Source organism: Tamlana flava, from assembly GCF_041287255.1.
GTDB lineage: Bacteria > Bacteroidota > Bacteroidia > Flavobacteriales > Flavobacteriaceae > Tamlana > Tamlana flava.
The window spans coordinates 480082-498099 of the sequence record NZ_JBGGTX010000001.1 but is presented as its reverse complement, the minus strand read 5'-3'; the positions used below and the strand labels follow the sequence as shown (position 1 = coordinate 498099).

Genomic DNA, 18018 nt, shown 5'->3' with positions numbered 1-18018 from the left:
TTCAAAAAAAATCTACGATGAAATATATTAACAAACTTTCAACTATAATATTTGGTTCAATTATTTTAAGCTCCTGTGGCGGTGTTCCTGAGGAAAAATCAGAAAAAGGTGGGGATGAAAATATCTTTTCCGTTGAGGAGGTTCTTGAAATGGTTGCCAAAGAAAATGACGTAACTAGAACATTGTACACAAAAGCTATAGTGGGCAAAGGCAAAGCACAAGGGATGAAATTTGATGAAGATTGGCGCAAAGACGATGTTGAGGCTGGGCCGCTTCCCGCCTTGTTTTTAAGAGGTGTGGCCACGAGTATTAGAAAAAGCCCTGTGCCATTAGGATTGTATTTGGGGTCTGACTTCCCTGTAAATGCAGCCAACAAATTTGAAGGAAAACAGGCGGATCTGTTCAAGCAAATTAAAACTGACCAAAAACCGCAATTTTTTTATGATGAAGAGCAAAAATTGCACACCGCCATGTTTGCAGATTTGGCAAGTGCTGGGGCGTGTGTTTCTTGTCATAACAATCACCCTCAAACAACCAAATCTGATTGGGAATTAGGTGATGTGATGGGAGCGACAACTTGGCAATATCCAAAGGATTCATTGTCCTATAAGGAAACTGTGGCTGTGTTGAGTTCATATGCAAAAGGTACGGTAGACATTTATTTAGAATACTTAGACGAGGTGGCCAATTTCAAAGAAAGTGAAAAACCAGAAATAGGAACTAAATGGCCTGCAGAAGGCAAATATTTGCCAACGGCAGAAGTATTTCTTGATAGCGTTAAGAAACTTTCTTCTTATGAAACCATGAAACATTTGGTAGCAGTCCGTTAATTCAATAAGTCCAAAAACCTATAGCCTTTCCTGTTGGCCTATGCTGCAGGAAAGGTTTTGAACAACAGCTAAGAAATACTTTGCCAGTATATGGTACTAATAAACAATAAATCTACACTTATTGGGTTAGCGTTGCTTTCAGCGTTCTTTTTACAGTTTTTTTTAACCCTGCAATGGGATTGGTTGTTCGAACTTCAACAAGATGAAATGTATAAGCGTTGGTCAGGATTAGCCTTGGCCATTTTTATCATTTTTCAATGGGTTTTAACACTTACGAGGGTTATTAAAAAGTTTCGAAAGAACGCTATGTCAATGCAGTCCATTCACAAGTGGTTAGGAGCTATAAGTCCATTGCTATTCTACATTCATAGCATGTCTTTGGGGTATGGCTACCTGTTATTGCTTTCATATATTTTCTTTTCAAATACATTACTCGGATATTTTAATCTCGATGTTGTAAAAAGCAAAAGCGATGCTTTGTTTAAAGGTTGGATGGTTTCCCATGTTGCACTCTCCATAATTGTTTCAATAATGTTAGTGTTTCACGTCACCATGGTGTTTTATTATAAATAGGACTAGAATATGAAATTGCAAATAAAAGATATAATAAAAGAGACCGATGATGCAGTGAGCATTTGTTTTAAGAATGGAAATTTCTTTAAGAAAATTAAATATAAACCTGGGCAGTTTTTAACCATCCACGTACCTATTGATAAGGTGGTTCATAAACGGGCCTATTCCTTTAGCAGTAACCCTTATACTGATAAGGATTTAAAAATCACGATTAAACGAGTTGAAAAGGGTTTGGTTTCCAATTATGTTCACGATAGCCTTAAGGTTGGAGATAAATTGGAGGTTGATGATGCAGCTGGTTCTTTTTGCGTTGAGCCCAACAAAAAAAATAAAAAGCAGTATGTGTTGTTTGCGGGTGGTAGTGGAGTAACGCCAATGTTTTCTATTGTGAAATCTATTTTGACTGAGGAAAACGATTCTAAAATACTGCTCATTTATGCTAACCAAAATATGGATTCTATCATTTTTTATGACGAGATAAAATCATTGGAAAGTGAATATCCAAATGGATTTTCTGTTGAGCACATCATTTCATCCATGAAATCAAATAATGGCAATTATCATGCTGGATTGGCCACAAATTCATTGGTAAGGGAAATTTTCTCAAAACACAGTTTGACCTTTGGTGACTATACGTATATGATTTGCGGTCCCTCTGGGTATATGGAAAAGGTTAAAGATATTCTTAAAGAAAATGGCATTTCCCGCGAAAAAATAAAGATTGAGGTATTCAAACCTGCAGCTGTTAAATTAACAGGTAAAAACCTTATAAGCGATGTTATCATAAATTTTGAAGGCAAAGAGCATAAATTGAAGGTGAGTGGGGACAAATCAATATTGAACGAGGCTATGTCCCAGAATGTTGCCCTCCCATATTCTTGTAGGTCTGGTATGTGTTCGACCTGTAAAGCTAAATGCGTTGAGGGCGAAGTAAAAATGATAGAAGGGCATTTTCTCCCTGAAAGCGATGTGGTAAATGGAGCAATACTAACATGTGTTAGTTACCCGCTTAGTGAAAAAGTTGTGTTGCAAATTTAATGTAAGTGTATATGTTTAAGGTAAGCCCGTTGCGTAAAAGACAGTTTTTGGGAGGTATTATCGGTATCATTCTGGGTGTTTCAATATTTTATATTTTGACTTTGGATTCTACCGAAAAATATGTTTCTATTGGGCCAATGAATACTGGGCATCAAGACTTATCTTGTTTCGCCTGTCATGCGGATGCTAAGGGAAACTTAATGCAACAAGTCCAATCTAATATATCTCATGCTGTTGGGGCGAGAGAGGAAGGGGTTGATTTTGGTACCCAAGATGTAACGGTTGATAATTGCTTGCAATGCCATGATAGACCAAATGATAGGCACCCAACATACCGTTTTTCAGAACCTAGATTTAAGGATGCTATTAAGAATATTGATGCTACTACCTGTATTACTTGTCACACAGAACATCAAGAAGAGCGCGTGTCTGTAGCTTCTATTAACTATTGTATGAATTGCCATCAAGATTTAGACGTTGAGAATGACCCTCTAGATATCTCCCATAAAAATTTGATTGCACAAGAAGAATGGTTTACTTGTATACAATGTCATGACTTCCACGGGAATCACAGATACAATGTTCCAGTAAAAATGGCGGACACTATATCTTTACAGGTTATTCAAGAATACTTTGACGGGGGAGAAGACCCTTATGGGACGGATAAAAAATATATCGCCTTGTCCCAAGAAGCTTGGTTAAAGACCTTGGAAAAATAAAAATCTTCAAAATTTAATTAGTCCATAATTCTGCATAGGACTGTTTTTTCACCATAAGAACATGGTCTACGTAATTTATTTTTTGTTTTACGTATTTAATACTTAAATAGTTTAATTCATTAATATTTTGTTTTTCAATTAAATAAATCAATGATTATGTTTTTTAGCAGGTTTAATTATGTTATAAAAAGTGGTATTTATATGGTTATAATCATAGATTAGAAATTAAACTACGTATATATTTGTGAAAAAATAAGTATTACTACTTAATTAAAACTAAAAATCGATAAATATGAAATCTCTAATTAAAAGAACAACTTGGATTTTACCTGTAGCTATCTTACTATTTGCATGCGGTGGTAAAGAAAAAAAGAAGGATGTTGCGGAAAATGTTGTGGCAGAAACTTCAAAAACTAAAACTTTAGATATTGAAAAACCACAATTAACTTTTGGATTCATCAAATTGACTGATATGGCACCTTTGGCTATTGCAAAAGAAAAAGGATTTTTTGAAGATGAAGGTTTGTTTGTTTCCGTTGAAGCACAATCAAACTGGAAAAACGTTTTGGATCGTGTAATTGATGGCCAATTAGATGGTTCACACATGTTGGCTGGACAGCCTATTGCTGCTGGAGCTGGTTTTGGACGTCAAGCAGAATTGGTGACACCTTTTTCAATGGATTTAAATGGTAATGGTATAACCGTTTCCAACGATGTTTGGTCTAAAATGAAACCTAATGTACCAACAGGGGAAGACGGAAAGCCTATTCACCCGATAAAAGCAGAGGCTTTAAAACCTGTTATTAAAGAGTACAAAAATAGTGGTAAGGCCTTCAAAATGGGTATGGTGTTTCCGGTGTCTACACACAACTATGAAATCAGATATTGGTTAGCTGCAGCTGGAATCCATCCTGGAATGTACACAGCTGAAAATGTTCAAGGACAAATTGATGCCGAGGTTTTATTATCGGTAACACCTCCACCACAAATGCCAGCAACTCTTGAAGCAGGTACAATTTATGGCTACTGCGTAGGTGAGCCTTGGAACCAACAAGCGGTTTTTAAAGGAATCGGTGTACCGGTAACTACAAACTACGATATATGGAAAAACAATCCTGAGAAAGTATTTGTAATGACAAAAAAGTTTGTTGAAGAAAACCCAAATACAGCTGTAGCGGTTACTAAAGCGTTGATTAGAGCAGGTAAATGGTTGGATGAACCAGAAAATAGAGCAGAAGCGGTTAAGATACTTTCAATGTCACAATATGTTGGTGCTGATGAAGCTGTATTGGCAAACTCAATGACAGGTACTTTTGAATTTGAAAAAGGTGATAAACGCGATATGCCAGACTTTAATGTGTTCTACAAGTACAACGCGACATATCCATTCTATTCTGATGGTATTTGGTTCTTAACTCAAATGCGCAGATGGGGACAAATTCCTGAAACCAAACCAGCAGACTGGTACGCCGAAACTATCAAAGATATTTACCGACCAGACATCTGGACCAAAGCTGCAAAACTATTGGTTGAGGAAGGAAATATCCCTGCTGGTGATATTCCGGTAACAGATGGTTACAAAGCTCCGACATCGGACTTTATAGATGGTACAACATATGATGCTAAAGACCCTATCGCATATATCAACAGCTTTAAAATAGGCAACAAGGACAAGGCTGTTCAATAAGAATTAAAGAGAATAAATAATAAGTCATGAAGCAAAGTATAACATTAGGAAAAGTAACCAAATTTATAGGGCTAGGTTTTTTAACCTCCATAAAAGATCTGTTTACAGGGAAGCTGGAAAAGGAAGATTTTAAAAATTTCTTGCGAAAAGTAGTCGTACCAATTGCTTCCGTGCTATTATTCTTAGGTCTGTGGCACTTAGGTGCAAGGTCTTTGTACAATGTAGAAGCAGAATTTAAAATTGAAAAAGCACTTACGGACCAAGGTCCAGCAGCTGCCGATGCTATGCGTGCATGCATAGCATCGGGAGATGTAAGTTGCCAACCAAACACACTGCCATCTCCAACAAAAGTTTGGGAATCTTTTCAATCCCTATTAAGGGACCATAGCATTATTGCAGCAGATAAAGAAGCCTTTATTGAAAAAACAGCAGTGTTGAATGAAAAACGATTGGCGGAAGGAAAAGACGCCATTGTTTATACAGGAAGGCCTTCATTTGTGGATCAAATATTTAGAAGCTTAAAAACAGTATTTGCTGGATTTTTGTTGGCATTGATTATTGCTGTTCCTTTGGGCATATTTATAGGGCTTAGCTCAACTTTAAAAAGTGCGTTCAACTGGTTCATTCAAATTTTTAAACCCGTATCGCCCGTAGTTTGGTACCTGTTGGTTTTTATGATTGTAAAAACATTGCTCATAGATTCCAACGAGGATAGCTCATTTACTATTTCGTTTATTAGTGTTGGCTTATGTTCCATGTGGGCGACTTTGGTAAATACGGCCATGGGGGTGTCTTCTGTGGATAAAGATTACATAAATGTGGCGAAAGTTTTGAAATTGGGACCGTTCCAAAAAATATTCAAAGTGGTATTGCCATCATCTTTGCCGTTGATATTTACAGGATTGAAAATTACTTTATCAGTGGCTTGGATGGTATTAATTGCCATTGAACTATTGGCACAAAGTCCAGGTTTAGGGTTGTTTGTTTGGGAAGAGTTCCAAAATGGAGCGAACGATTCCAACGCGAAAATTATCGTGGCCATGTTCGTCATTGGTATTATCGGGTTCTTGTTGGATCGATTGATGTTAACCATACAAAACACCATTTCTTTTGATAAAACGGATGCGATATAATTAACCTATCAACTCAGAAAAATGGCATACTTAGAATTAAAAAATATTTGTAAAACTTACGGAAAGGATGATAATGCCACCGAGGTGTTGTCCAACATTAACTTATCGATTGAAGAAGGTGAGTTTGTGGCCATTGTAGGTTTTACAGGTAGTGGAAAAACCACCTTGGTAAACTTGATAAACGGGTTGTTGCAACCCACAAAAGGAGAGGTTTTGTATAAAGGCCAACCGGTTTTGGGTACTAGCCATGAGCGCGGCGTAATTTTTCAAAACTACTCATTGTTGCCTTGGCTAACAGTAGGACAAAACGTTTACATGGCAGTTAGGGAGGCTTTTCCGAAGAAAAACAAAAAGGAATTGAACGAACTGGTTGCCGAGTACGTGGAAATGGTGAATTTAACACCGGCAATAAATAAACGTCCCAAGGAACTTTCCGGAGGTATGCGCCAGCGTGTTGCCGTTGCAAGGGCATTGGCGATGAAGCCTGAAATGATAATTATGGATGAGCCTTTAGGCGCTTTGGATGCTTTGACTAGAGGAAATCTTCAAGATGAAATTTTAAGAATTTGGGGAAAAGACAAACGTACAGCGCTGTTGATTACCAATGATGTGGATGAAGGCATTTACATGGCGGATAGAATCATTCCATTGCGCCCGGGGCCAAGAGCAACTTTGGGACCTGAGTTCAAAATTGATATTGAGCGTCCACGAGATAAGACAGAATTAAATGACAACGCCAATTTCAAGAAGACAAGAAATGCCATAATAGAATACTTGATGGACATAGGAAATGAGCGCAAATCTGTGGAACAAGCTGTTTATGAACTCCCTGATTTGAGTCCAAAAGATTTTGTTAATCAATTTTAAAGATACTGCAGATGAAAATCTTAACTAAAAATAAATCGGTCAAATTAACAGACAATGGACTTTTTCCAGAATCCAATGTCATGTTGGATTTGAAAAACCTAAAGAAAGTGTACCCAACGCCCAAAGGGGATTACACGGTATTGGAAGATTTGAACCTTCAAATATTGAAAGAAGAGTTTGTTACGATCATCGGACACTCGGGTTGCGGTAAGACAACCATGCTTTCAATGATTGCAGGGCTTAACGCTATTTCAGGAGGAAACATCTCTGTATTGGGAAAACACATAAAAGGACCAGGGCCAGATAGAGGAGTCATTTTTCAGGCGCCAAGTTTAATGCCTTGGATGACTTCGCTTCAAAATGTATTGTTGGGCGTAAATCAAGTGTTTCCTGACGCAACGAAAGCGCAACGACACGATATTGCCAAATACTACCTTCAAAAAGTAGGCTTGGAAGATGCTTTTCATAAAAGAGCTTCTGAATTGTCACAAGGTATGCAACAACGTGTGGGTATTGCTAGGGCATTTGCCATAAAACCAAAAGTGCTTCTGTTGGATGAACCATTTGGAATGTTAGATTCTTTGACCCGAGGTGAACTTCAAGATATTCTCATTGAAATATGGAATAAAGAAAAAATCACTGCCGTTATGATTACACATGATGTTGATGAGGCCATCTTTTTGGCAGATCGCGTTGTAATGATGACCAGTGGACCAAAAGCAAAAATTGGTGATGTTCTAAAGATAGATTTTGAAAGACCAAGAACAAGAAAAGCAGTTTTAGAACATGACGATTACTACAAATACAGAAAACATTTAATTGACTTTTTAGAGCATTAATTAAGAAATAAAATCAAGAAAAATATAATATTTAAAACGATTATGAAACCATAGAATTTTCATAATCAAAGGAGATTTACAATCCTATTTAACAAAAAAGGAAGAATAATAACTAAAACAATAACTCAAAAACAAATCAACTTAAAAACAAGGAAAACATGAAAAAACAATATTTAATTTTAGGACTTTTACTTGGGTGCTTACAATTTGCACAAGCACAGTTTACTTTAGACGGAGAATTTAGACCACGTACGGAATATCTTAGCGGGTTTGGTACTTTGATACCTGATTCTGCAGAGCCTGACTTTTTTACTGTTACAAGAGCCAGATTGAATGCAGGGTATTCTACTGAATCTTACAAGTTCTATATTAGCATTCAGGACATTCTACTTTGGGGAGAAAATCCTCAAATAATACATACTGATCAAAACAATAGATTCGACCTTTTTCAGGCATGGGCAGAACTTTCTTTAGGGGGAGGTTGGTCAACTAAATTAGGTAGACAAGTGCTATCTTACGATGACCAAAGAATATTAGGTGGTCTGGATTGGGCACAACAAGGGCGTAACCATGATGCAGCCTTGATTAAGTATGCAAAGGATGGTTTTGCGTTAGATTTTGCTTTGGCTTTTAATCAAGATAACTTAGCTGCTGCTGGAAACTTGTATTCAACAACGCCTCTGTTTTCATATAAAACAATGCAGATGCTACATTTAAGCAAAAAATTCGGTGATTTAAGTGGAAGTTTATTAGCAATGAATACAGGGTACCAAAATGGAGCGCCTGGTGTTTCAAATTTACAAACCATCGGTACACATTTAGAATACAAGAAAAATTCTTTCGGGCTTGCCGCGAATGCATATATTCAAACTGGTGAAAGGCTAGGTGAAGTAGATGTAAAGGGAGCTTATGATGTAAGCTTGGATTTATCATACAAGGCAACAGATAAAGTAGGTCTTGGAGCTGGCATTGAAGTAATAAGTGGTAATGATGCGGGCGCTGGTGAAACGGGTGCATTTTTTCCACTATACGGAACAAACCACAAGTTTAACGGCTTTATGGATTATTTTTATGTGGGTAATCATGGCAATACTATTGGGTTGGTTGATGTTCATGTTAGCGCCGATTTTAAACTTGGTGAAAAATCAAGCCTTATGGTAAAGGCTCTAAACTTTAGTGGCGAACAAGAATTGCCAAGTGGGGAAAAATCTTTGGGTACCGAAGTAGATTTGGTTTTCAAAAAAGCGTTCAACGGCTACACTTTGGTACTCGGGTACTCCCAAATGTTTGCCAGCGATGGCATGTATGAACTTAAAGGTGTTACCGAAGCTGCAGCTGCAGATATTCAAAACTGGGGTTGGGCCATGCTAGTAATCAAGCCTAAATTCTTAAACGGAACCAACTAAGAGAATGCTGTTTATTAATGAACAATTGGAAATAGTATTTTCATTTTAGTGTTAATTAGTTCTTTTTTCCAATTTAACGGAGTCCCGCCAATGGCGGGATTCTTTTTTATAGATCCCTTCGGAATATGATACTGGAATCTCTTTTTTTTAATTTAGGAAGATTCCAAATACATTTCTTACATTTAAGCAGTAAAGTAAAAATATGCTTAAAAAAGTTTTTGGAAGCGCCGTGTTTGGCGTGGAAGCTACTACCATAACCGTAGAGGTGAATGTTGACGGAGGTATTGGGTATCACTTGGTGGGTTTACCAGATAATGCCATAAAAGAGAGTAACTACCGTATTGCTGCGGCACTTCAAAATAACGGTTATAAAATCCCCGGAAAAAAGATTACCATCAATATGGCGCCTGCCGATTTACGAAAAGAGGGCAGTGCGTACGACCTCACCTTGGCCATTGGTATTTTGGCCGCTTCAAAGCAAATTCAAGCGGAGAACTTAGGAAAATATTTAATTATGGGCGAGCTTTCGTTGGATGGAAGTTTACAGCCCATAAAAGGAGCGTTGCCCATTGCTGTGAAGGCAAGGCAAGAGGGTTTTAAGGGTTTTATCCTGCCAAGCATGAATGCCAAAGAAGCCGCAATTGTAAACGATTTAGAAGTTTATGGAGTAGATAACATCACACAGGTTATTAATTATTTTGATAAAGATGAACCGTTGGAGCAAACCATTATAAACACTCGTGAAGAATTTGCCAAAAGTTTGGATTTTCCCGAATTTGATTTTTCCGATGTAAAAGGGCAGGAAGGTATTAAACGGTGTATGGAAATTGCCGCTGCTGGTGGGCATAACATTATTTTGATTGGTCCCCCAGGAGCAGGAAAAACCATGTTGGCAAAACGTTTGCCAAGTATTTTGCCGCCTATGACGCTCCATGAGGCCTTGGAAACGACAAAAATACATTCTGTGGTTGGACGCGTAAAAGATACGGGCTTAATGGCGCAACGGCCTTTTAGGAGTCCCCACCATACCATAAGTAACGTGGCGTTGGTCGGTGGAGGAAGCTTTCCACAGCCCGGCGAAATATCTTTGTCCCACAATGGCGTGTTGTTTTTAGATGAATTGCCTGAATTTAAACGCGATGTTTTGGAAGTGATGCGTCAGCCTTTGGAAGACCGTGAAGTGACTATTTCCAGGGCGAAATTCACCGTAACCTATCCATCGTCGTTTATGTTAGTGGCCAGCATGAACCCGAGTCCCGGGGGTTATTTTAACGACCCCAATGCGCCGGTAACCTCAAGTCCAGTTGAAATGCAGCGTTATTTGAGCAAAATTTCGGGACCCCTTTTGGACAGAATTGATATCCATATTGAAGTAACTCCTGTACCTTTTGAAAAACTCTCGGAAGACCGAAAAAGTGAATCTTCCATTGAGATTAGAAAACGGGTTACCAAGGCCAGGGAAATACAAACCGAACGATTTAAAGATTCCGAAAAAGTGCATTACAATGCCCAGATGAATACCAAACAAATTAGAAAATTTTGCGAGTTGGATGATACCTCAAAGCAACTCTTAAAAACGGCTATGGAACGATTAAATCTATCGGCTAGAGCTTACGACCGTATTTTAAAAGTAGCCCGAACCATTGCCGATTTGGAAGGGGTTGAGGCTGTAAACGGTTCGCATATTAGTGAGGCCATTCAATACCGAAGTTTGGATAGAGAAGGTTGGTTGGGGTAGTATTCCCAGGTGTGATGGAACTTTAAAAGTATTTAACTGTTCTTTAGTGTTATGAATAAAACTTCATAACGGGAATGAATTCAGGTTTTGGAGATTCTATTTTTACTTTCCATTTACAAAAATATTTAGGTATAGATTTTTTTATTAAAATAGATAATATAGTTAAATAAAACCTTCGAGAATTGTGAGTACTGTATGCTATTTGGTTTATAGCCTGAGTATAAATGCTTTTTGTGGTGATAATAATGTATTTGGTCTGTCGCCTTTTTTCAAGACTGAACAAATTTATATATTTACTAAATAATTGATAAAATAGTAATTCATCACTTTTAGTCATTTATAAAAATTTGAATTATGAAAAAATGCCCCATCTCATTAACCAGTCTTAGTTACATAGTTTTTTTTGTATTGCATACTAATCTGAATGGCAGTGCCCTGATTAAGGGGAATAGCATATATTCAGACGGAAGTGTAATAGTCAAAAGAATAAATGAAGAATTTGTTAGTTTTTCTGGCTATAAAAGATTTGCTCCGCCAGCACCAGTGGTCAATTCTCCTATCTATTTGTGTCAAAATAGTTCTGCGTCACCTTTAACGGCGACAGCCTTGAGCGGACATACATTGATTTGGTATGGCACAGCTCCAACTGGGGGAACGCCATCTTCTACAGCTCCAACACCTTCAACGAATTCCGTAGGATCGACTACTTATTATGTTAGTCAAACTGATGGGCTTACTGAAAGCCCGAGAGCCTCTATAGTGGTAAATGTAGTTGCTGATACTGGGGGAGCAATTTTGAATTTGAGATGTGATCCATCTCAAATTTTACCAGCAGACAGTGATAGTTCTGTGTTTTTTGATTGGTCTAATGATCCCTTGAATCCTATTAATGATTATACTTATACTTATACTATTCAAGGAGGGGCTCCTGTTTCGGGAACAAGGGTACCCTCTAATCTTCAAGTTTTTGGACTGCTACCAGGGCAAACCGTAACCATGACTTTGTCTCATACCAGATATCCTTGTGTGTCTCCCCAAACGATTAGTTGTAGTGTGCCATGTGGTACAGCAATCGTAAATCCCGATTTCCCAATGATACCTCCAATTTGTACAGGGTCTCCAGCTCCAATTTTGCAGCCTACCTCACCTAACGGAATTTCAGGAACTTGGTCGCCAGGAGTTGTAAGCAATGTAGCTAGTGGTAGTTATGTGTTTAGTCCAGATCCTGTTTTGTTTCCCTGTGCTACAACACAAACCTTGGATGTAACGGTATTGCCTTTGGCTTCTCCTGTTTTTAGTGGGATTCCATCAACTGTTTGTCAGGGAGCTACAGACGCAATATTGCCAACAAGTTCAAATAACGCACTGCCTATTACAGGGACGTGGACACCTTCGGTGGTGGATACCTCGGTTTTAGGGTCTTCAAATTATACATTTAATCCTGACCCAGGTCAATGTACTCCTATGACGCCTACAACCGTTACCATAACGGTAATACCAAACGATGTTACCCCAACATTTGCACAAGTGGGTCCAATATGTTCAGGGGATAGTTTGACAGCTCTACCAACCACTTCCAATGAAGGTATTACAGGTGTATGGTCGCCAGCTTTGAATAATACAGCAACAACAACATATACTTTCACGCCCAATCCAAATCAGTGTGCTTTAAGTGAGACTATGACTATAACGGTAAACCCTAAAGAAAATCCAACATTTACAGCTGTAGGACCTATTTGCTCGGGTGATCCTTTGGCTCCATTGCCAACAACGTCCGATAATGGTTATTCCGGTAGTTGGTCTCCTGCCATCGATAATACCCAAACAACAACATATACTTTTACGCCTAATACAGGGCAATGTGCTAATATGGTAAGTTTAACCATAGTAGTTGATCCTGTAATAGAACCTGTATTTGATGGTATACCTTCTATTATTTGTGAAAATTCCGGAAATTTTATTTTGCCAACGACCTCCGATAATTTACCTGTAATTACAGGTACTTGGAGTCCTTCTTTTGTGGATACAAGCATTTTGGGAACAGTTAATTATGTGTTTACACCTGATGTAGGTCAATGTGCCAGTGTGACAACAATGGATATAACGGTAAAGCCATCAAATAATTTAATTGACTTTCAATGGACCGTAACCGAAGCGTTTTCGGAAAACCAAGTAGTTACGATAAGTGCAACTCAGCCAGGAGATTATTTATATCAATTAGACTCTGGATCTTTTCAAATAAGTCCTATTTTCGAAAATGTATCATATGGAGAGCATACCGTCACAGTGAGAGATCCAGATGGTTGTAGTTCTCCAATAACTAAAGGGGGTGTTTATGTGGTTGACTATCCTAAGTTTTTCACACCTAATGGAGATGGTCAAAATGATACTTGGAATATAATTCCTTTAATGAATGATGTTAATGCTAAAGTTTTAGTATTTAACCGATACGGTAAACTTTTGAAAGAAATTAGGCCTAATAGTGCCGGTTGGAATGGTAGCTTTAATGGAAAACCAATGCCAGCAGATGATTATTGGTTTGTGATTTATTATGAAGAAGGTAATGTAGCTAAAAATTTTCGATCTCATTTTTCTCTAAAAAGATAAGAAGCAATAATAACAACTTAAGAGTAGGTGTTTATATGTTTGCTTTTGTAGGAATTATAATTTTATAGACAAGTGCTTAAGACCGCATTTTAAAAGTTTCCAGAACGATAGCCGATTTAGAGAGCATTGAAGATATTAATGGGTCGCATATTAGCGAAGCCATTCAATCCCGTAGTTTGGATTAAGAAGGATGGTTGGGGTAAATCATCATTCCAGTTAACGCGCTTGAAAGCTGACAGAGGTTAGAATCCATTTTTGTTGAAATAGATATGCTAAATTGGTTTAAAAACATAGGTCCGGGTCCGTTAATAGCCGCAGCCTTTATTGGTCCTGGTACAGTTACAGTTTGTACGCTCGCTGGGGTTGCGTTTGGGTTTTTACTTTTGTGGGCTATGGTTTTGTCGGTTATAGCAACCATTGTTTTACAGGAAATGTCGGCAAGGCTGGGCATTATTACCCAAAGAGGTTTGGCCGAAATCATTCGGGAAAACATTAAAAACCCATTAGCTAAGTTTTTGGTTATTGCTTTGATGCTTTCCGCTATTGTTGTTGGCAACGCCTCCTACGAAGCAGGAAATATAACTGGTGGGGTTTTAGGTTTAGAAACCATAGTTGGTAATCCAAATATTAAATTGGGACAAGTTTCCATAAATGTTCTGAGCATCATTGTTGGTGGTGCTGCCTTTATGATGCTATATTTAGGAAATTACAAAACTTTGGAAAGGGTACTCATCGGTTTGGTAACATTGATGAGTTTGGCGTTTTTTATCACCGCTGTAATCACCAAGCCAAACATTATAGAAATTCTAAAAGGTGCTTTTGTTCCAAAATTCCCAAGGGAAAGTTTGCTTACCGTCATTGCGCTTATCGGCACCACGGTGGTGCCCTATAATTTGTTTTTACACGCCTCGTTGGTTAAGGAAAAATGGAAAACAAAATCCGATTTAAAATACGCTAGAAAAGATACTCTTGTAGCCATAATATTAGGTGGTTTGGTGTCTATGTGTATTATTGTTTCGGCGGCTTCCATTCAAGAGGGTAACATTAAAAGTGCTACCGATTTGGCTAAAGGGCTGCAGCCGTTATTTGGCGATTTTGCCAAATATTTTTTAGCCATTGGCTTATTCGGAGCGGGCATTACAAGTGCCATTACGGCACCTTTGGCAGCAGCTTTTGTTGCTTGTGGTTGTTTGGGTTGGTCGGCTAACATGAAAACCAAAAAGTTTAGGGCGGTTTGGTTATTTGTTTTGGTTTTGGGCATTGTGTTTTCGTCGCTGGGTATCAAACCCATTGATATCATCAAGTTTGCGCAAGTGGCCAATGGCATTTTGTTGCCGATTATTGCTGGAGTTTTAATTTGGATTGTCAACAAAGAATCTATTTTAGGGACACATAGAAACACAACAAGACATAATATTTTTGGGCTTTTAATCCTTTTAATTAGTATCTTACTGTCTCTGGCAACACTTAATAAAGTGTTTGGCTTAAATCTAGTTTAGTGGAACACCAAATCATTGATATTAATGTAGATATGGGTGAAGGACTTGGAAATGAAGCCCAATTGATGCCCTATATTTCTTCATGTAATATTGCCTGTGGCGGCCATGCTGGAGATTACGACACGATGAAAGCCGTAGTGAAACTGGCTAAACAGAATCAAGTAAAAATTGGGGCACACCCGTCGTTTCCCGATAGGGAAAATTTTGGAAGAAAAATCATGGACATGCCCTGCGTGGAATTGTTTACGTCCATTAAAAACCAAATTAAAAATTTAATTGTTGTGCTTGATGAAGAACATCTACAACTTCACCATGTTAAGCCTCACGGGGCTTTATACAACCTTGTATCGGTTGATGAACGAACAGCAAAAGTGATTGTAGAGGTGATGAAAGCTTTGATGCTTCCTGCCGAACTTTACGTGCCCTATAACTCGGTAATGGCGCGTTTGGCTATTGAGCATAACATTCCCGTTTTTTATGAAGCCTTTGCCGATAGGAACTATAACGATAACCTTACCTTGGTTGCGCGAACAGAGAAAAATGCCCTCATTGAGGATGAAGATGCCATGTTCGAACATGTTTATAATGCGGTGGTCACTCAAAAAATCAAAACCGTTTCTGGGGAGTTGGTATCTTTAAGGGCCAATACGTTTTGTATTCACGGGGATAATCCAAACGCCGTTCAATTGGTTAGGAGTTTAGTCGATAAATTACAAGCCAAAGGCATTAAAATTAGATAGATTGCATGGCGTATCAACTCTCTTTTAAATCTTATGGCGAGCATGCTATTTTAATTGAATGGCCCAAGTTGATTTCAGAGGATATTTTAAAGGATGTGCTGCGTTTTAAATCTAGTATTGAGTATTCTGATGTGACCAATATAGAAGAAGTTAGGTCGGCATACAATTCACTACTACTTGTCTATAGCCATTTGGAAAAGGATGTTCAAGATGAGGTTGACTTGCTGATAAAAATCTATAACTCTGATACTATTTCCTCAACATCCAAGGCAAAATTATGGAAAATCCCTGTTTGCTATGACGCCCATTTCGGTATTGATTTGGAAGCTATTTCAGAAACAAAAAAAATGACAATAGGTGATATTGTTAAATTTCATTCCGAGGCCGTTTACACAGTTTATTTTATCGGCTTTTTACCCGGATTTTTATATTTAGGTGGTCTGGATGAACACATAATGATGCCCAGAAAATCAACGCCGCGCTTAAAAATAGAACAAGGTTCTGTGGCCATTGGTGGCGATCAGACAGGAGTCTATCCAAGTGCCAGCCCAGGGGGTTGGAACATCATTGGGAATTCGCCCTTAAACTTTTTCAATATAAAAAAAGAAGAACCTTGTTTTGCAAAAGCAGGCGACCAAATAAAGTTTTGCCCCATTACTTTAAAGGAACATGCGGACATTAAAACCTTGGTTGATGCTCAGGTTTACCAATTGGAAAGCGAGGTGATTGATGGTTAAGGTGTTAAATCCAGGCTTGTATTCTACCGTTCAGGATATGGGGCGTTTTGGCTATCAAGAATATGGGGTGCCGTATTCGGGGGTTATGGATCGCTATGCGGCGGGAACGGTGAATGCTTTGTTGGGCAATGATGAACATGCCGCAGTTATTGAAATGACCATGACTGGAGCCACTTTGCAATTTGAATACGATACTTTTATCTGTATATCAGGAGCTTCGATGCACCCAAAGTTGAATGACTTACCCATTGAGAATAATAAAATCTTGACGGTAAGAAGCGGTGATATTTTATCTTTTGGGAAATTGGAACTTGGCTTTCGTTGTTATTTGGGTGTTTCTGGAGGATTTAATACTGAAACAGTAATGCAGAGTAAAAGTATGTTTGCGCATATTACGGCTTCACATATTCTAAAAAAAGGGGATGTGTTGCCCATAGAACAAGTTGCAATAAAGAACAGTGCAAAGCACGCTAGCCTTAGAATAAATAAATCCTATTTAGCTACAGAAATTATGGAGGTGTTTAAAGGGCCTGAGTTCGATTTGCTTTCGGAAGAACAACAAAACCAACTACTGACCTCCCAGTTCACCATTTCAAAAGAAAATAATAGGATGGCCTATCAATTGGAGGAAATCATTAGAAACAAAATTGAGCCAATCATTACTTCACCCGTTATTCCAGGAACGGTACAATTAACACCATCAGGAAAATTGATTGCTTTAATGCGCGACTGCCAAACTACGGGTGGATATCCTCGCGTTCTTCAATTAAAGGAATCTGCCATAGATGTTCTGGCACAGAAATTTAGCGGTCAAACGATTGAATTTAAAATAATCTAATTAGTCCCAGCTTTTGTAGTTAAATTTTTCTTTTTAGAAGTAACGTTGAAATTCTCAACGTACTGATTATATATTCTGGTGTTTCTAATGTTGAGACTGTCTTCTGGTGATTTTATAGGCGCTGAGGTTCCAATTCTATCTGCACCGGCGTCGATGTATTTTATGGCTGTATCAAAATCACGAATACCACCGGAAGCTTTAATTTTAGCCCTGTTTTTTAGGGTTTTTTTCATGATTTTAACCGCTGTTAGCGTGGCACCACTTTTAGAGAACCCAGTTGAGGTTTTTACAAAATCGGCTTTGGCATCCAAACAGATTTCGCAGGCTTTGATGATTTCATTTTTATTCAATTCCGATACCTCAAGAATCACTTTTAAAGGTGTTTTTCCAATGGCCAATTTTACGTCGCTGATGTCCTTTAAGACGGCCACGTAGTTTTTGCTCTTCAAAAAACTGAGGTTGATTACCATGTCTATTTCATCGGCACCATCTTCAATGGCTTTTTCAGCTTCATAAACTTTTGACGCCGTTGCCATATTGCCCAATGGAAAACCAACTACGGAACACACCTTTACTTTGCTGTCTTCCAATAATTGATTGGCCAATGCCACATAACATCCGTTTACGCATACGCTGTAAAATTTATTTTCTTTGGCGGTATGGCATAATTCGATGATGTCCCGGCTGGTTGCCGTGGGTTTTAATAAAGTGTAGTCAATGTAATTAGATACAGTCATTGTTTTAAGTAGGTTTTAATGTTTTTTGTT

16 protein-coding genes and 1 pseudogene are annotated in these 18018 nt (G+C 38.2%); 16 read left to right on the top strand and 1 reads right to left on the bottom strand.

The features are described from left to right. The first annotated feature begins 17 nt into the window (after positions 1-17). The 16 genes and pseudogenes from ACB104_RS02035 to ACB104_RS01960 all read left to right on the top strand — a co-directional run bounded on the left by ACB104_RS02035 (position 18) and on the right by ACB104_RS01960 (position 17251). Positions 18-830, top strand: coding sequence for a c-type heme family protein (locus ACB104_RS02035; protein ID WP_370476610.1), 813 nt, complete (start codon positions 18-20; stop codon positions 828-830). 90 nt (positions 831-920) lie between these two features. Beyond that, the gene (locus ACB104_RS02030; protein ID WP_370476609.1) at positions 921-1403 is read left to right on the top strand and encodes a hypothetical protein; all 483 of its coding nucleotides are present in this window, start codon (positions 921-923) and stop codon (positions 1401-1403) included. A 9-nt stretch (positions 1404-1412) separates the two neighbouring features. After that, the gene (locus tag ACB104_RS02025; RefSeq protein ID WP_370476608.1) at positions 1413-2441 is read left to right on the top strand and encodes a 2Fe-2S iron-sulfur cluster-binding protein; all 1029 of its coding nucleotides are present in this window, start codon (positions 1413-1415) and stop codon (positions 2439-2441) included. Between the two features lie 11 nt (positions 2442-2452). After that, positions 2453-3160 carry a cytochrome c3 family protein gene (locus tag ACB104_RS02020; protein ID WP_370476607.1) on the top strand — a complete coding sequence of 236 codons (708 nt, stop codon included), beginning with the start codon at positions 2453-2455 and terminating at the stop codon, positions 3158-3160. A 292-nt stretch (positions 3161-3452) separates the two neighbouring features. Continuing rightward, positions 3453-4847, top strand: a complete 1395-nt coding sequence (locus ACB104_RS02015; protein WP_370476606.1) for a CmpA/NrtA family ABC transporter substrate-binding protein — start codon at positions 3453-3455, stop codon at positions 4845-4847. Positions 4848-4873: 26 nt separating this feature from the next. Beyond that, positions 4874-5980, top strand: a complete 1107-nt coding sequence (locus tag ACB104_RS02010) for an ABC transporter permease (RefSeq protein ID WP_370476605.1) — start codon at positions 4874-4876, stop codon at positions 5978-5980. Between the two features lie 21 nt (positions 5981-6001). Beyond that, the gene (locus tag ACB104_RS02005) at positions 6002-6847 is read left to right on the top strand and encodes an ABC transporter ATP-binding protein (RefSeq protein WP_370476604.1); all 846 of its coding nucleotides are present in this window, start codon (positions 6002-6004) and stop codon (positions 6845-6847) included. A gap of 11 nt (positions 6848-6858) precedes the next feature. Next, positions 6859-7686, top strand: a complete 828-nt coding sequence (locus ACB104_RS02000; RefSeq protein ID WP_370476603.1) for an ABC transporter ATP-binding protein — start codon at positions 6859-6861, stop codon at positions 7684-7686. Between the two features lie 158 nt (positions 7687-7844). Beyond that, positions 7845-9092, top strand: a complete 1248-nt coding sequence (locus ACB104_RS01995; RefSeq protein ID WP_370476602.1) for an alginate export family protein — start codon at positions 7845-7847, stop codon at positions 9090-9092. Between the two features lie 202 nt (positions 9093-9294). Further along, complete coding sequence (locus tag ACB104_RS01990; protein WP_370476601.1) at positions 9295-10830, top strand: YifB family Mg chelatase-like AAA ATPase; 1536 nt, start codon at positions 9295-9297, stop codon at positions 10828-10830. Between the two features lie 354 nt (positions 10831-11184). Next, a complete protein-coding gene (locus ACB104_RS01985) occupies positions 11185-13437 on the top strand; it encodes a T9SS type B sorting domain-containing protein (RefSeq protein ID WP_370476600.1) in 2253 nt (750 codons plus the stop codon). 80 nt (positions 13438-13517) lie between these two features. Further along, positions 13518-13622: pseudogene (locus ACB104_RS01980) on the top strand (magnesium chelatase subunit ChlI family protein); the annotation flags it as partial. Positions 13623-13706: 84 nt separating this feature from the next. Continuing rightward, on the top strand, positions 13707-14936 hold the full coding sequence (locus tag ACB104_RS01975; RefSeq protein ID WP_370476599.1) for an Nramp family divalent metal transporter: 1230 nt from the start codon (positions 13707-13709) through the stop codon (positions 14934-14936). Continuing rightward, the gene (gene pxpA / locus ACB104_RS01970) at positions 14936-15676 is read left to right on the top strand and encodes a 5-oxoprolinase subunit PxpA (protein ID WP_370476598.1); all 741 of its coding nucleotides are present in this window, start codon (positions 14936-14938) and stop codon (positions 15674-15676) included. Before ACB104_RS01975 ends, pxpA begins: the two co-directional genes overlap by 1 nt. 5 nt (positions 15677-15681) lie before the next feature. After that, on the top strand, positions 15682-16413 hold the full coding sequence (gene pxpB / locus ACB104_RS01965) for a 5-oxoprolinase subunit PxpB (RefSeq protein WP_370476597.1): 732 nt from the start codon (positions 15682-15684) through the stop codon (positions 16411-16413). Beyond that, on the top strand, positions 16406-17251 hold the full coding sequence (locus ACB104_RS01960) for a 5-oxoprolinase subunit C family protein (protein WP_370476596.1): 846 nt from the start codon (positions 16406-16408) through the stop codon (positions 17249-17251). The genes pxpB and ACB104_RS01960 overlap by 8 nt, the downstream gene beginning before the upstream one ends. Here ACB104_RS01960 and deoC read toward each other — a convergent pair. Beyond that, positions 17248-17988 carry a deoxyribose-phosphate aldolase gene (gene deoC, locus ACB104_RS01955; protein WP_370476595.1) on the bottom strand — a complete coding sequence of 247 codons (741 nt, stop codon included), beginning with the start codon at positions 17986-17988 and terminating at the stop codon, positions 17248-17250. The two genes, ACB104_RS01960 and deoC, sit on opposite strands and share 4 nt — an antisense overlap. Positions 17989-18018 lie beyond the last annotated feature (30 nt).

Excerpts from the sequence above, each read along its gene's own strand:
- ACB104_RS01960 (WP_370476596.1), top strand. The coding sequence starts at position 16,406 with ATGGTTAAGGTGTTAAATCCAGGCTTGTATTCTACCGTTCAGGATATG.
- pxpB (WP_370476597.1), top strand. The coding sequence starts at position 15,682 with ATGGCGTATCAACTCTCTTTTAAATCTTATGGCGAGCATGCTATTTTA.
- ACB104_RS01990 (WP_370476601.1), top strand. The coding sequence starts at position 9,295 with ATGCTTAAAAAAGTTTTTGGAAGCGCCGTGTTTGGCGTGGAAGCTACT.
- ACB104_RS02030 (WP_370476609.1), top strand. The coding sequence starts at position 921 with ATGGTACTAATAAACAATAAATCTACACTTATTGGGTTAGCGTTGCTT.
- ACB104_RS01985 (WP_370476600.1), top strand. The coding sequence starts at position 11,185 with ATGAAAAAATGCCCCATCTCATTAACCAGTCTTAGTTACATAGTTTTT.
- ACB104_RS02035 (WP_370476610.1), top strand. The coding sequence starts at position 18 with ATGAAATATATTAACAAACTTTCAACTATAATATTTGGTTCAATTATT.
- ACB104_RS02025 (WP_370476608.1), top strand. The coding sequence starts at position 1,413 with ATGAAATTGCAAATAAAAGATATAATAAAAGAGACCGATGATGCAGTG.
- ACB104_RS02010 (WP_370476605.1), top strand. The coding sequence starts at position 4,874 with ATGAAGCAAAGTATAACATTAGGAAAAGTAACCAAATTTATAGGGCTA.
- ACB104_RS02015 (WP_370476606.1), top strand. The coding sequence starts at position 3,453 with ATGAAATCTCTAATTAAAAGAACAACTTGGATTTTACCTGTAGCTATC.
- ACB104_RS02020 (WP_370476607.1), top strand. The coding sequence starts at position 2,453 with ATGTTTAAGGTAAGCCCGTTGCGTAAAAGACAGTTTTTGGGAGGTATT.
- ACB104_RS01975 (WP_370476599.1), top strand. The coding sequence starts at position 13,707 with ATGCTAAATTGGTTTAAAAACATAGGTCCGGGTCCGTTAATAGCCGCA.
- ACB104_RS01995 (WP_370476602.1), top strand. The coding sequence starts at position 7,845 with ATGAAAAAACAATATTTAATTTTAGGACTTTTACTTGGGTGCTTACAA.
- ACB104_RS02005 (WP_370476604.1), top strand. The coding sequence starts at position 6,002 with ATGGCATACTTAGAATTAAAAAATATTTGTAAAACTTACGGAAAGGAT.
- ACB104_RS02000 (WP_370476603.1), top strand. The coding sequence starts at position 6,859 with ATGAAAATCTTAACTAAAAATAAATCGGTCAAATTAACAGACAATGGA.
- deoC (WP_370476595.1), bottom strand. The coding sequence starts at position 17,988 with ATGACTGTATCTAATTACATTGACTACACTTTATTAAAACCCACGGCA.